This window comes from Paenibacillus donghaensis (genome assembly GCF_002192415.1).
Classification (GTDB): Bacteria; Bacillota; Bacilli; order Paenibacillales; family Paenibacillaceae; genus Paenibacillus_AQ; species Paenibacillus_AQ donghaensis.
The window spans coordinates 1816640-1830854 of record NZ_CP021780.1 but is presented as its reverse complement, the minus strand read 5'-3'; the positions used below and the strand labels follow the sequence as shown (position 1 = coordinate 1830854).

At 47.8% G+C, this 14215-nt stretch carries 12 protein-coding genes and 1 tRNA gene; 4 read left to right on the top strand and 9 right to left on the bottom strand.

Features of this window, described 5'->3' with window-relative positions; genetic code table 11:
• Positions 1–184: 184 nt before the first annotated feature.
• Positions 185–2017, top strand: coding sequence for a cache domain-containing sensor histidine kinase (locus tag B9T62_RS07600; protein WP_087914705.1), 1833 nt, complete (start codon positions 185–187; stop codon positions 2015–2017).
• The gene (locus tag B9T62_RS07595) at positions 2010–3632 is read left to right on the top strand and encodes a response regulator (RefSeq protein WP_087914704.1); all 1623 of its coding nucleotides are present in this window, start codon (positions 2010–2012) and stop codon (positions 3630–3632) included. The genes B9T62_RS07600 and B9T62_RS07595 overlap by 8 nt, the downstream gene beginning before the upstream one ends.
• Positions 3633–3882: 250 nt before the next feature.
• Here the strand turns inward: B9T62_RS07595 and B9T62_RS07590 are convergent.
• Positions 3883–3966 (bottom strand) — tRNA-Leu (locus B9T62_RS07590).
• Between the two features lie 180 nt (positions 3967–4146).
• On the opposite strand from B9T62_RS07590, the gene B9T62_RS07585 reads away from it, so the two are divergent.
• The gene (locus tag B9T62_RS07585; protein WP_087914703.1) at positions 4147–4611 is read left to right on the top strand and encodes a YhjD family protein; all 465 of its coding nucleotides are present in this window, start codon (positions 4147–4149) and stop codon (positions 4609–4611) included.
• A 320-nt stretch (positions 4612–4931) separates the two neighbouring features.
• Here B9T62_RS07585 and B9T62_RS07580 read toward each other — a convergent pair whose 3' ends face one another.
• The 7 genes from B9T62_RS07580 to B9T62_RS07550 all read right to left on the bottom strand — a co-directional run bounded on the left by B9T62_RS07580 (position 4932) and on the right by B9T62_RS07550 (position 11666).
• Positions 4932–5600, bottom strand: coding sequence for a GntR family transcriptional regulator (locus B9T62_RS07580; protein WP_245864379.1), 669 nt, complete (start codon positions 5598–5600; stop codon positions 4932–4934).
• Positions 5587–6291: a hypothetical protein gene (locus tag B9T62_RS07575; protein WP_087914702.1), complete on the bottom strand. Its 705-nt coding sequence runs from the start codon at positions 6289–6291 to the stop codon at positions 5587–5589. The genes B9T62_RS07580 and B9T62_RS07575 overlap by 14 nt, the downstream gene beginning before the upstream one ends.
• A 52-nt stretch (positions 6292–6343) precedes the next feature.
• A complete protein-coding gene (locus B9T62_RS07570; protein WP_087914701.1) occupies positions 6344–8476 on the bottom strand; it encodes a hydantoinase/oxoprolinase family protein in 2133 nt (710 codons plus the stop codon).
• Between the two features lie 98 nt (positions 8477–8574).
• Complete coding sequence (locus B9T62_RS07565) at positions 8575–9921, bottom strand: citrate transporter (protein WP_087914700.1); 1347 nt, start codon at positions 9919–9921, stop codon at positions 8575–8577.
• A gap of 409 nt (positions 9922–10330) precedes the next feature.
• Complete coding sequence (locus B9T62_RS07560; protein WP_087914699.1) at positions 10331–10549, bottom strand: hypothetical protein; 219 nt, start codon at positions 10547–10549, stop codon at positions 10331–10333.
• A 122-nt stretch (positions 10550–10671) separates the two neighbouring features.
• Positions 10672–10989: a hypothetical protein gene (locus B9T62_RS07555; protein ID WP_087914698.1), complete on the bottom strand. Its 318-nt coding sequence runs from the start codon at positions 10987–10989 to the stop codon at positions 10672–10674.
• A 104-nt stretch (positions 10990–11093) separates the two neighbouring features.
• Positions 11094–11666 (bottom strand): xanthine phosphoribosyltransferase, encoded by a 573-nt coding sequence (locus B9T62_RS07550; RefSeq protein WP_087914697.1) that lies wholly within the window; start codon positions 11664–11666, stop codon positions 11094–11096.
• Between the two features lie 168 nt (positions 11667–11834).
• Between B9T62_RS07550 and B9T62_RS07545 the strand changes: the two genes are divergently transcribed.
• Positions 11835–12962: a YkvI family membrane protein gene (locus tag B9T62_RS07545; RefSeq protein WP_087914696.1), complete on the top strand. Its 1128-nt coding sequence runs from the start codon at positions 11835–11837 to the stop codon at positions 12960–12962.
• Positions 12963–13068: 106 nt separating this feature from the next.
• On the opposite strand, the gene B9T62_RS07540 is transcribed toward B9T62_RS07545, so the two are convergent.
• A complete protein-coding gene (locus B9T62_RS07540) occupies positions 13069–14205 on the bottom strand; it encodes a glycosyltransferase family 4 protein (protein ID WP_087914695.1) in 1137 nt (378 codons plus the stop codon).
• Positions 14206–14215 lie beyond the last annotated feature (10 nt).

Sequence of the window (14215 nt, the reverse complement as noted above, 5' to 3'; positions counted from 1 at the left end):
TATCTTGAGCAAATGAGGCAAGGCAGGGGGATAGGTGAAAGGGTTTTCAGATTTCTTTAACTCTTTGTCGTTTTCTTTACCATCTGGCCGGAAATGACCCTATTTCGTTCGGCTCCGCTATTCGCCACCATGAAATGATTATATAATGGCTGTACTACAGACTCATCAACAAGGAGCAACCAGCATGTCCAACCAGCATATCCGGAGGCGGTTCAGCCTTCGTCCAATACTCGGAGGTTTCCTCCGCATTCCGGTAAGAAATAAAATGGTCATTATTATCTTTCTGCTGATTCTTCTGCCGATGACGTTCGCCGGCTGCTACTTCTATTGGAACATCTCCCAGATTCTAACCAGGAATGCCAATGATAATCTGTCCCTGCTGATCCGCCAGACCAACGACAATATTGAGAAGTCCTTTCAAATTATTGACAATACCTCCCTGCATTTCCTCTCTACTAAAATGTTAAGAAACTGGTTAATCGACGATATGTCGCTGAGCGATGACTTCTACAAGAAATTCGTCAATAAAAGTGAAATGGAAGAGGACCTGAAGTACAGCCTTATGTTCAACAATGCTTGGAATATCAGCCTGCTGTCAACGGCCTATGTATTTTTTGATACCGATAACTATATATCCGTTCTAAAGTCACCGCCAAACATTGAACAGATTAACCGAAACAATCTCGCAGTCTATCAATCGGTTAACGGCAGAATGGTTCGCGGCAAGGAAGTTCTGACGCCCAGTCCCGGCGATCCTACCCTCTATTTCACTCGGGTGATGTCCAATATCAACCTTCCCGAGCAGCGCCTTGTACTGATCTTCGGTACGAATGAAGCAGATTTAGCGGAGGAGTATTCCGGGCTGCTCGAATTCCCGGGCGCTATGGCCTACATTATTGATAACCGTGGAGTCATCTATTCCAGTGCCGGTAAGCAGGAGTTAGGTTCTGTCGTTTCTCCAGATGTGCTCGCGCTGAGAGATCATACGGAAGTAAGTGAGGTCAAGCTTAATCAGGAGACTTATCTGGCTGCTTCCCGCAGCATCGGTACCACCGGGCTTACCTTCATTGCCGGCATTCCGAGGAAGCAGGTACTCGCCAAATTATCGGGGAGCATGCACAATTACATTTGGATGATCGCGCTGATTGCTTTCGTATCGCTTGCAGCAGGCGTGCTGTTATCATTACGCTTTACCCGGATCATCCGCGATCTGCTGCGGAGTATCCGTAAGGTCAAGAAAGGGGATTACAACACCAGGATGCCGGCCTTCAAAGATGTGGAGCTCAATCAGCTCAGTACCACCTTCAACAACATGACCGACGAGATTAACTATCTGATCAAGGAAGTTTACGAGAAGCATCTGCTGGTCAAAGAGTCGGAGATCAAATTTCTGCAGGCTCAGATGAATCCGCATTTTCTGTTCAATACGTTGATTACCATTGGCTACAAAGCAAAGCTGTCCAGAGATGAGACCGTTTACAAAATGGTAACATCCCTCACCGAGCTGCTGCAGGCAAGTATTTACTCGAGCAGTCTAGCCAAGATCTCGATTCGCCAGGAGCTGGATTTCATCAGATTTTATCTTTATCTGCAGAAGGAAAGGTTTGAGGACAAAATGGAGTACACGATCCAGATCGAGGATGAGGGCATACTGGATCTGCTGCTGCCCAAGCTGAGTGTCGAACCTCTGGTGGAAAATGCCGTAGTTCACGGCGTAGAAAAAAAGCTCGGCAAAGGAAGCATCCACATCCGCATTTACCGCCGGAACGATTCGGTCTATTTCGAGATCACGGATAATGGCAGCGGATTTGAGCATGTTCCCAAGAATTGGAGTAATTTCGAGAGCGACACCATGCGCAAACAGGGCCACAACAATATTGGCCTGATCAACACGCATAAACGGGTTAAGCTGCTCTACGGCGAGCCTTATGGAATTGATGTCGAGAGCGAGCTCGGCACAGGTGCCAAAGTCACCCTACACATACCGGCAGATCAGGGGGAACTATCACATGTATAAGGTCATGATTGTAGATGATGAGCCTGTTATCAAAAAAGGGCTGCAGTGCTTTATTGACTGGAGCGTGCTCCAATGCGAGGTCATTTGTGAGGCATCCAACGGGATGGAAGCTGTCGACATGCTGGGCTATTATGATGTCGATATCGTAGTCACGGATATCCGCATGCCGGGGATGGATGGTCTTGCTTTATCGGACCATGTGCACCGGCACTTTCCGCAAACGAAGGTTATCATTCTTACTGCCTTCGCCGACTTCTCCTATGCCCAAACGGCTATTCAATATGAAGTCGTCGATTTTGTAGTCAAGACCAATCCCACAGAGCAGATACCCCGGGCTATTGAAAAAGCGACACAGCTGCTGGACAAGGAACGGGAGCAGCAGCAGAAGGTAAAACAGCTGGAAAGCAAGATCAACGATCATCTGTCCGAAATCAGCGAAAAATTCCTCAAGGAAGCCGTCTATGGCTTGATTAGCGATGAAGCTGGTTTGTTCAGCCGTTCAAGCGAGCTGGGGCTGCAGTTAGAGGACTATTTCGCCGTCTATATGGAGGTTAAGGGTATACCCGGCCTCCCTGTAAATGTTGGTGCAAAGGCGAATGACCATCACCGGTTCCTGGCCTCCATCCGCCAATTCCTTGTCCTGGCCTTCGGGGACCGGCCCTCTTATATCATGAATATGGAAAAAAACACTCTTCTGGCTATTGTCTCCATGGGCAGTGGCAATGCCGCAATCTCCACCCAAGCCCTGCTCAAGATCAGCAATGAAATTCTCGCCTTGGCGGAGAACTTCAGGCAATACCATATCAATATCGGCATCAGCTTGCTGCACCGGAATATATTGACACTGTCAACGGCTTATCTGGAGGCTAGAGACGCGCTGCAGGGCAGCTTTTATAACGATAATTATGTAGCTGTTTATATGCCTCATACGAACCAGACACTCACTCCCGGAGCTCCTCCCCATCACGCCGCAGAGCAAATTGCCGAACATCTGCAACAAGGACAATGCGATCTGGCGATTCAGCAGCTGGATCAGTTACTTGATGGTTACAAGAGCATCAAAGAGCATATCGAGAATGTAAAGGTAGCATGTCTGCTTATCGGTTCCTACTGTTTCCGTTTGCTGAGCGTTAGCCAGCCCTTCGCACCGGAGATGGATGAAGGCCAATCCGCGGTTTACAAGCAAATCCAGGAGAGCAAGAGCATTCAGCTGTTAACAGACATCCTCAAGCGCTTGATTCGAAGCTGCTCAAGGGCAATGGCACTCAATGACAAACAGCCCAATTACATCGTTATAGAATGCCAGAAATATATAAGAGAGCATTACAACCAGAACCTGAATCTGCAGATTATTGCGGACCATATCCACATCAACAGCAGCTACCTCAGCCGCCTTTACAAAAAAGTAACCGGTGAGTCCATCATCGACGTGATCAACAAGTACCGGATTGAAAAGGCGAAGAAATTACTCCGGAATCCGGCGAGTAAAGTATACGAAGTCGGGGAAGCAGTAGGTATTGAGACACCTGCTTATTTCACTCATGTGTTCTCCAAATACACAGGGATGAGTCCCAAGGAATACAAGCTGAATTATTCACAGACTGAATTGGGATAAAGCCGCCGCTGCTCATTATCCTCTGCCTGCTTTCAGTCAATCACTGGTGCACCCGGTCTTATCGGTTAATTTCGCGGCCACGTAGGCATTCATAGCGACAGGAACTCATATATTTGGCCTCCCCGTTCTTGCTTTCGAGTCCTTTCACAATCTCTTTAGCCTCTGTCGATCCTATGTCTCTTAACAATACCACGATGTTAAAACACAAAATAAAAAACCCTTCCGAAGAAGAGTTTGTTTGAAGGTATAGTGCGGTCAAGAGGACTCGAACCTCCACGATATTGCTATCACTGGCACCTGAAGCCAGCGCGTCTGCCAATTCCGCCATGACCGCATATTCTATAAATGATCGTTTGTAACGACAAGATAGATCATACCACGCCTGCGATAAGACGTCAATATTTTTGTTTGAAATCTTTTTATACAGGTTTTTATGTATATTTATTGCAATTATACACCAAACCGATGTATAATGAGAACAAAGGTTCGCATACTATAAATGAGGTGATTTATAATGGCGACTACTAAGATAACCACTCCAACTACACCACATCCACATACCCGTGAGGAAGATATTACCAAAGACGAATTGTCCCTGGTCAGAAGCTACCTGCTGCTAACATTTATTCATAAAGTATTCGAACGTGATTGCCGGGTCATCGGCAAGAGCGGCCTGTTCAAGACTCCCCAGCTCTACATGGAGCTGGTATCCACTGCCACCAAGAAGACCTCCATCATGCTTCAGGAGGTTACCCGCGAGCTGGCCTCGCACAATCTGAAGATCACCACTGTGCGTCAGGATCAGCAGGGCGTGGAAGCCCAATATTCCTGCCGCGGTTATCAAGGCGAGAGCCGCATTCTCTGGCCCAGCTTCCGCAGAGAGATGATGCTGCGCATGCGCGCCTATCTGGGCCTCGCTACAGAGCTGTCAATCGTTACCCGTGAGGAGAGCCTGGAGCAGCTGGCATTATCCATCTGATCCCGCTCCACACGGCTTCCATGTATAACGAATAAACCAGCAAGCCTCCAAGGATTGGAGCTTGCTGGTTTATTCGTTTGTATGCAGCCTAATCTTGTATCCATCAAAGAGCGGAGCCATAAGAAAAATGGCGCTGGTAATGACAATGGAAGCCGGCTGGAATGTTAATCCAATAACCTTTGAGTGCTGCCTCTAGCTCTCTCTCGGATGGCTGATGATTGAGCAGCGGCACAAAAAGAGACGTATACTATAAGCCGTGCTCCATGCGGAACACGGCTTATAGTATCGCCTCAGGCGTACAACATCACTATTGCTTATGTTTAGAAAAAATGGGGATATTGCTTAGACATACTGTGCACCCGATCCAGTAAAGTATTGGAGTGCTCCATAACAACCTTGCGCATTCCTTCCACATCCCGCTTACGGGTTGCCGCAACCATCTTTACATGTTTATCAATATCGGATTGCTGCACCCCTTCCATCTTACCGTACAGCAAGCGGATACGATTATAATGGGAGGCTACCTCTTCAATAGTAAACCAGGAAAGCTCTTCTCCAGCCGTCTCAAAAATAAGCTGATGAAAACGGTTGTCCTTAAAATAGAATTCTCTGAAATACTTTTTATCCATATATTTTTTCTGTTTGTTGATCAATTCTTGCATGGTATCCGCTACAAGTTCGCTGCACTTGCGGATAAATCCATCCACCACGGCAGATTCGAGAGAAGTTCTAATAAACCACTCCTCACGAACTCTTTGCAGATCAATTTTGGATACTACTGTTTTTCGCTGAGGATATATTTCCACCAGTCCTGACTGTTGAAGGCGGACCACTGCTTCACGTACCGGTGTTCTGCTCACGCCATAGCGTTCGGAGAGCTTCTGCACGCTGACATCCATTCCGGGCTCCAAGGTCATATTCATGATGTCTTCTCTTATTTTATTGTAAGTTACATCATTTAATGAATTACTGTTATTAATAATCTTCAACGGGTTCCCTACACCTTCCTGAACTCACTCCTAGTACATCACGATATATTTTCTCCGCACTGGAAGAATCGTAGCTATAATACAAAAGAACATCCAGAATAAACGGCGAGTAGCTCAGTCTATTCAATTCCTGTGTAAATGCCATGGCTCCGATTTCACTCAAGGTACGTATTGTAGAATAATTCTTATAGCCGAGTAGACTCCATAACAGAATCTTCTCAGTCCGCGTATATATTTCCTGTTCAAACTGGTCTTCTACAAAATGAAAAATCTCGTGGCCAAGGATAGTATTCATTATAACAGCTTGCTGAAAAAGTTCAACTATGGCCGGTTCTTCCCCCTGAATCAGCTCCGCCGCCTTGCGTACGGGCTCTTCCATAATTTCAATTTTATCCGGTGGGGTATAGCAGGCGAACAGCACACGTTTTCCCGTCATGAGTGCATCCTGAAATTCAAGCTTCAGCTTCAGCTTTTGGGCGATCATACGAACATCTGTAGATCCATATTCAAGGATGATCTTCTGTGCATATTCTTTACCGCATGCTATAGCTTTGGCAATCATCTCTGTCTTTCTTTCAGGCAGAATGCGTTGGTTCAGAATATCCCTTGAGAAGGCGTACAATCCCCAAGCTTCATCGTCTACCTGCAACAAATTATGCGTCATATCTCCTAGCTTCATCTGCACCTGCATGCTGCCTCCATTCTTCATTCCTTTATACTATGAATGACACCATAAACCACCATTAGCTCTGCTTGATATTGGCGGCTACAACGATAACCTCCGTATCAGGTTCAAACGTTGAAATTTCGATATCCATCAACAGCTCTAGCTGTTCGAAATCGGATGCGGTAAAGTCCATGACACGGGCGCCGATACACAGATAATAATCCGGTCTGGCAATGAGTTCTGTCTGATAGACTGCCATAGCCTCCCACAGCTTTTTCACTGCATTCAGATATTCGCCTGCCGCCGTCTTGATGGCCATGGCACGGCCTCTTTGAACCTTAATGAACCCTTTGGTGTCAAGTATGCGGATGGCACCGGCTTCTCCTTCTTTTTCAACCTTTTCACCAAAGATATGGACATATCTGGTCTTTTCTATGAGCTTCGTCTGATCTGTTGAAATACGCATATCTTTCGCGGCCAGCTCCTGCAGCTCCTCTTCACTGCATTCCTTTAACAGCTCAGTGGTTTTCACTTCTGTGGAACCGGTAGCTATCGCTGTGACCTTAGAGGTTTGCGGATCGATATCAATATGGATTTCGATGCTTTCCGGCGTGGCTCCACTCTGAATGGCTTTATTCATAGCTTCCATTTTAAGTGCGCTGATCACTTCTTTGGAAGGTGACGGGATAATACGCTCCACAACATCCCTTACCATGGACAGAGCAACACCAATGGAAGAAATGACCTCTGCATTCTCAGGAATGCTATACTTCAAGCCCATTTTTTCTGAGAAATACACAATGAGCGAAGCCGCTCCGCCACCCACCCCAACTAAGGAGATCTGGTCTTTCTCCAATTTATATTTTTCGGCAAGGGATAGAATGATCGGTTCAATCTTCGCATACGCCTTTTCCATGATCTGTTTGGCAATGTCTTCAACGGTTGTACCACAATAATCGGCTAAAGCTTGCATAGCTCTTCTGGCGGCTTCCACATTACCATAGGAGAAATGCTCCGGCTTCACCAGTCCAAGCACGTTGGCTGCACAGGAATTCGTTAACGTCACACGTTCCCCGTTCTCCAGACGGATGGCCACATAATCTGCAGGATCCCCCGGCTTGGGCGAGAAGAATTCGACCTTTGCTCCCTTGATTTTGTCTGGGTCTGTAAATACCGAATAATCCAATCCGCCGATATGCGCAGATCTCGGTCCGACATCAACAACTCCACCTTTGTTCGCACGGATCATAGAACCTCCAGCGACACCAAGTACCCGCACATCCAGCGAATTGACATAGGTCGGGTGACCGCCAACGATAGAATAATCAATAGCCGGGCGGCCATTTTTGATCACACCGATATTGGTAGTGGTTCCCCCGACCTCGAAATACACACCATTAGAAGCTCTTAAATACATCAAAGACCCCATAACTGAGGCTGCCGGTCCGGAAAGCATGGTAAGTACAGGACGTTTCTTCATCTCACTGATTTCCATGACCCCGCCATCGCCTCTCATGATCATCAGAGGAACGTTGACGCCAGCTTCTCTTACAGACTGTTCGGTTGAATTGGCTGTGTCCAGCATTTTGGGAAGAATACTTGCATTGATCGCTGCAGTTCTTGTTCTCCGGGTCAGCCCGTACAATTTCGTAATATCGGACGCCATCGTGGTCGGAATGCTTTTTTTCTCAGCCTCTTTATAAACGATCTCCTCAGGTCTGCCATTATCTACGCCAAAAGCCATGGAAGGCACAATGACCTGCGCCCCCTGACGCTTGAGATCATCGATTACCTGCACCACGGATTCTTCAGACATTTTCTTAATGTTAATGAAGCTGTTAAAAATTTTGATCTCTTTACTGTTTCCCAGATCAATATTTTGCAATTTGGTTTGTCTTTTGGCTAGCCAGCCTTCCAGGCCACCCTTGGCCATGCCAATGACGCCAACCTGTGCGATATCGCCTTCAATCAGCGCATTTGTTGCTTGGGTCGTGCTATGTGCAACGAATACCACATCTTCCGGTTTGATGTTATTTTCCTTCAGACAATTCTGGAAACACTTCACAACGCCGGCGGCTACACCTCTCGCATGATCATGCGTAGTCTTTACGGAAGATTTCCCAATAATCTCATGTGTTTCGTTGTCAATTGCGACAGCTTTTGTATGTGTTCCCCCCACATCAATACCCATTCTAACCATTTTGCCCATAGTTTTTCTCCGTTTCTCTTCATTGAATTGTACTGAAGTTTGAATAACCGGCTCCTGACACAAGCGCAGCAGCCGGTTCTGTTATGCAATACCCGGAACTAAACCAAATTTCCGTACATTATAAATACAATGGCACAAAGAATAATCCCGATGATCCAGCCTGTTGGTATAGACATCTTCATGTATTCCTTGGCAGGAACCTTCGTATATCCAAAGCCCCAGGCAACCCAGGACTGGGTAACGTCCAAATGCTGTGGTGCTACTGTGGTAATTGCAAATAAAGGATACAAAAATTGTACGGGCCAAGCTGCTGTTGCTACAACCACTGCCAGAATGGCTGAACCAGATCCAACCAGGTTCATCGGCCCGCGGAAGAAGCCAAGCGGTGTCAGAACAGCAAATACGATACACAGTAATAACGCTGTCTGAGGCATCGCTCCGCCAAGCAGTGTTTTGAAATAGGGCGAAGCATAAGTTGCTGCATTATTAAACATGGCCAGGGCTAGCAGAAATCCTATCATGGGTGCCACATCGATGGCCCCGTCTGAAAACTGTTTCGACAACATTCTGCAAACGCTTGCAAATCCGCCCTTTAATTTACCGCAGGTCACTAAGGCAAACAAGGCTGCAAATATAAATCCAAAAATAATAGGAAGCTTGAACACAACCACTCCAATTACCGGCAGGATGATTGAAATCCAGGAGATTGCAGGTGCATCTACCGTAGTTCCGGCATCAGGTGTTGCAGCCCAGGCACGAGATATCTTCTTGTTCATTGAAAGGTTAGCCACAATCAGGACAACGATCAGTGAAACAGCCATTGCGATTATGCCGAATTTGAAGTATGTATTATAATCGTAGCTGGCATAGCTTTCGTTCGCAGTAGCAAAAAAAGCCTGATATTGCGTAAAGTTAACAATGTTCCCGAAGATCCCGGCCATAATCGAGCCCATGAAGGAGAACAATGCAATCGGTGACGGAATACCCAGCGACAGCATGATCGGCAAGACGATTACAGCAATGGAGATTACCGGACCGATACCGGTCATGGATGTGAATATTACAGCGGTAACTATGCATAACAGTGACATGGTGATTCTTGGTTTGTCTCCCCCAAGCTCTACAACCTTGCGGATTAATGTGGCAGCAATTCCTGTGTCGATCAATACTCTTCCGAAGAATGCACCGAAGAAAATGTTAACCAGAATCGCTTTGCCGTAGTTTTCCGGCCCTGTCTGGAACACATTGGTCAGAACATCAATTACCGATTTCCCTTCCATAACCGAGGTTGGAGAAATGGAATTACCAATCAGGGCAATAGATGTCCAAAGTACCGACATGACAAAAAAGCCCACCATAAGGTTATACCCCTTGATGCAATACCACACCAATCCAAAAAATGATAAGACCATAATGAAACCGATTACAACATTAGCCACATCCACAAAATAACCTCCTGTAATAGGATAAAAGACATAACATGCTAGCATGCTATATAGCCTTACTGACATGTTAGTTATCTCGGGAAAATATTAACATGTTGGTTGCTCAGGCGTCAATATAAATCTGCACTTTGCTTCACTCCCCTTATGAAGATTACATAATGGAAACGGCTGCGCCGTCCTTAAAGAAGCATATGCTTCCGTAGCAGCGTTACTACTTACCGCTTTCAGGTATCTTTTTCAGCGAGAGATATAAGGATAATTTATAGCACCAAGCATATACATTCCTATATTTCAACGAAAAAACCAGCAAGGCTCCAAGAGTTAGGGCTTGCTGGTTTCTTTATTTGCAAGGGGAGAATACTCCCCATAGACTTAAGTTGAGAACTGTCTTGACCTTCTTGCCTTTCCTCTACAAGTCCTCCGGTTGCGGTCTTGGCTCGCTGAAGGGCTGGAACAGGTAATTCCGGTCCAGCTTGACCACCCGTTTGTTCGGACGGCGGACCATCACCTGAGTCTCATCCCAGGCCAGCACGATCCCTTTGATATCATTGCTCTCCAAGCCGTCACGCACGACGCGGATTCGCTCGCCAGAGATACGGTATTCATTCAATTGCTCATCGCTGATCATCTTTCCATCCTCCTGTCTTGCTGTAGCTTGTCTATGATTCTTCTGAAAAAAGAGACCCGGATGATCACTCATCAGGGTCCCTCATGTAAACCAAAACCAGGCTTGCCAGTCTGTTCAGGCTCCTATATCAGCGCTTCATTCTTCTCAAACCAGAAGTCAAGAACTTTAGCGGACATCACTCGTTGTTCCAGATACTCCACTTGATTCGTAGTGAAGTGTTCTCTCCATTCGAAGGAAAGTTCTTCACACAGGCTCTTAATCGTCAGGAGTTCTGACCAAGCCACATAGCGTTTGTACCAAAAGAATTGAGGATGTTCAATCATATAGGGATACAGATCATCAAATTCCGTGTGTTTGCAATCCAGCGCACGTTCGAAATGATCCTTCGCCTGGGTTAATTTATCAATGAAAAATTGCTCTGTCACTGGTTCTTTCCCCATTGTGACGCCTCCTCTCCTATGTCTAACTTTTATTATAAAGGAAAACTCATAGGGTGAAAAGCTGTTGTTTGAAAAATAGGCAGGAGTTTTATTTCCAGCCCGGACTAATCTTCAAAAACAACAGTTCCGTCATTAAGCGATTTGATACGCACCAGCGACTCCAGACGGATGCCTTGCTCCCGGATCGTCCGGGCCCCTGCCTGGAAGCTTTTTTCGACAACCACACCAAGTCCGACCAGCTCTGCCCCGGAGCGCTGGATGATCTTGATCAGCCCGCGTGCAGCATCCCCGTTGGCGATAATATCATCGATGAAGAGGACTTTGTCCTCCGGAGAAATAAATTGCCGTGAGATCATAATGTCGGTAACAATTCCTTTGGTAAAAGACGGTACCCGTTCACATAAAGCATCGGGGTCGGCGAGCAGCGTTTTTTTGCGGCGGGCAAATACAAGGGGCACCTTCAATTCATAAGCGGTGGCAAATGCCACGGCAATGCCCGAGGACTCTACGGTTACTACGCGTGTAATTCCGCTTTCGGCAAATCTCCCGGCAAACTCCCGTCCCATTTCCATCGTCAGCATCGGGTCCACCTGATGATTCAGCAGCGCATCCAGCTTCAACACCTGATCGGAAACCACTACACCTTCCTCCAAAATCCGCTGTTTCAATACTTCCATAACTTTGAACCTCCAATACCCTTTATAATCGCGAGACCTCTACCAGAATAATAACAGGCATTAAGCCCTCCTGCGGAAGTCATGTCCTTCTGTTCATCATCATAACCTGTACTATATGGACTACACAAGGACATCCTTAGGATGCACCCACTTCAAGGAGGGAGAACCATGAGATCCAAGGTCCGCACATTGCAGATTGCTTTCACTTATATAGGAACCGTGGTAGGAGCCGGATTCGCTACCGGCCAGGAGATTCTGAAGTTCTTCACCAGATACGGCCACTGGGCCGTGCTGACGATCATGCTCTCCACGGCTCTGTTCATCTGGCTTGGCACCAAAATGATGATCATCGCCCGGCGGATTGAGGCCGAATCCTATGAAGACTTCAACCGCCATCTGTTCGGCGATCAGGTTGGCAGCACAATCAGTCTGTTCACCATGGTCATTCTGATCGGTGTAAACAGCATTATGCTTGCAGGCGCAGGAGCCATCTTCGAAGAGAATCTGGGCATGCATTACCAGACTGGGCTGCTGCTGACCATTCTGGGCTCCTATTTCCTGCTGAAGCGCGGCATCTCCGGCATTCTACAGATGAACAGCATCGTGGTGCCGTTAATGCTTACGCTGTCTCTTGTGATTATTTTTAATACACTGCATGTTCCCGGAGCCGAACGGTTCCTGTTCCTGCAGACTGACCGCTCCTGGTTCGGCGCATGGATGTCACCTCTGCTCTATACCGCCTTCAACCTGGGCATGGCCCAGGCCGTGCTTGTGCCGATGGCCCGCCACACGAATGATGAGCGGGCGCTGGTGCGGGGCGGCATTCTCGGCGGGGTGGGTATTGGCTTCATGCTGCTTGCCGCACATTTTGCGATGAGCTCGCAGATGCCCCAGATCCTGCAGTTCGAAATTCCGATGGGCAGCATCGCCTTCCGGCTCGGTACTGTAGTGCAGACCATCTATCTGCTGCTGATCTTCCTGGAAATCTTCAGCACTTTCGTGGCGGATATCTATGGAGTAGAGACGCAGGTTAAGCAGCGGCTGTCCATCGCTCCAGCCTTGATCACACCGCTGCTGATGCTGATCTGCTACCTGCTGAGCCAGTTCGGCTTCAGCTCCCTGCTCTCCATCTTCTATCCGGTCTTCGGAGCCTTATCGCTAGTCTGGGCCGTCATGCTGCTGCGTGTTCCCTGGTCACCGCCGCCGCGCAGCGGTTCTTCCAACACTCCCGGCGGCACCGGCACAGGGATCACGATCATCTCCGTCAAACCGGCCACGCGAATTACACGTAAGTAGAAACGGCTTTGCCGTCCTTTTTAAGAGAGCCTACGCTTAAGAAGCAGCGATACTCCGTATCGCTTTCAGGTACCGTTTCAGAGGGACTTATCTGCAGCACCCGAAGTCAGCTTTTGGTTCCCGGATGGTACTGCAGATATGTTTTTTTGAGTTCATTGGCTACCCGGGTCAGAGAATATTGACTCTTCGCCTTGTCCCAGGCTGACCTCGACAGCTCGTAGCGGTAAGCCGGGTCGGAAATCACCTTCTCCAGGGCATCGGCAAGCGCCTGTTCATCATCTGGATTGACCAGCAGGCCGTTCACGCCGTCTTCAATCTGCTCGGGAATCCCGCCCACATTGGTGCCCACAAGCGCCAGACAGCTGAGCGCAGCCTCCGCAAATACCGAACCGAACGCCTCCGCACGCGAAGGCAGCACGAAAATATCAAAGAAAGGCATAAATTCCTCAGGATGAAGCGTGTAACCATAAAAAATGGTTTCATTATAAATGCCCAGCCCCTGAGCCAGCCCCTCCAGCTCGGCACGTGAAGGCCCATCCCCGATAATATGCAGCACATAATCATGGCCGCGCCGCTTCAGCTCCGCACAGGCCTTGAACAGGGTATCGATCCCTTTGGCCGGAACAAGCCGGGTTACCGTCACCAGCTGCGGAATATCATTGTCATGCGGGACAGGCTTAAATCTTTTCTCATCAAAACCGTTTGGAATGACATCAATCCGCGTCGGGTCGGCAATGTACGGCGTTAAATAATCAGCAAAGGCGCGCGACACCGTCATCAAGCGGTCACTAATATGTTCCAGCTCACGGTACATTGACACCAGGAACTGGTGCTCCAGTCCGCCTTCTTCGATCACCCCGTTCAGAATCAGCTCCCGCTCATAGCTGGAGTGAAGCGTTTGAATCAGTGGTGTATCGGGATAGATTTTTTTCATCGCCAGGCCGGCAATCGGATGATGGGCGTGGATCAGGTCATAGCTTTTGCTCATCCGCAGCTTGGTCCACCAAATATAATCACGGTACGTCTGAATGTATTTTTGCACAACCGCACTTTCACCATACACGGTCCAGTCAAAGGTTTCGAAGCTGATCTCTTCCCGGCCTTTGCCGCGGATGCGTTTGGGCAGCCAGAACAGATCCATCTCCCAGCGGCTGGAACGGAATCTCTCCTGAAGATAAGGGATCATGGAAGATACGCCACCGGGCTGCTCCGGCGGGAAGAAGAGCGCTTGCAGCAAGTTCATAAGGTACATC

Coding starts and splice junctions, on each gene's coding strand:
- B9T62_RS07600 (WP_087914705.1), top strand. CDS start 185: ATGTCCAACCAGCATATCCGGAGGCGGTTCAGCCTTCGTCCAATACTC.
- B9T62_RS07595 (WP_087914704.1), top strand. CDS start 2,010: ATGTATAAGGTCATGATTGTAGATGATGAGCCTGTTATCAAAAAAGGG.
- B9T62_RS07585 (WP_087914703.1), top strand. CDS start 4,147: ATGGCGACTACTAAGATAACCACTCCAACTACACCACATCCACATACC.
- B9T62_RS07575 (WP_087914702.1), bottom strand. CDS start 6,291: ATGCAGGTGCAGATGAAGCTAGGAGATATGACGCATAATTTGTTGCAG.
- B9T62_RS07570 (WP_087914701.1), bottom strand. CDS start 8,476: ATGGGCAAAATGGTTAGAATGGGTATTGATGTGGGGGGAACACATACA.
- B9T62_RS07560 (WP_087914699.1), bottom strand. CDS start 10,549: ATGATCAGCGATGAGCAATTGAATGAATACCGTATCTCTGGCGAGCGA.
- B9T62_RS07555 (WP_087914698.1), bottom strand. CDS start 10,989: ATGGGGAAAGAACCAGTGACAGAGCAATTTTTCATTGATAAATTAACC.
- B9T62_RS07550 (WP_087914697.1), bottom strand. CDS start 11,666: ATGGAAGTATTGAAACAGCGGATTTTGGAGGAAGGTGTAGTGGTTTCC.
- B9T62_RS07545 (WP_087914696.1), top strand. CDS start 11,835: ATGAGATCCAAGGTCCGCACATTGCAGATTGCTTTCACTTATATAGGA.
- B9T62_RS07540 (WP_087914695.1), bottom strand. CDS start 14,205: ATGAACTTGCTGCAAGCGCTCTTCTTCCCGCCGGAGCAGCCCGGTGGC.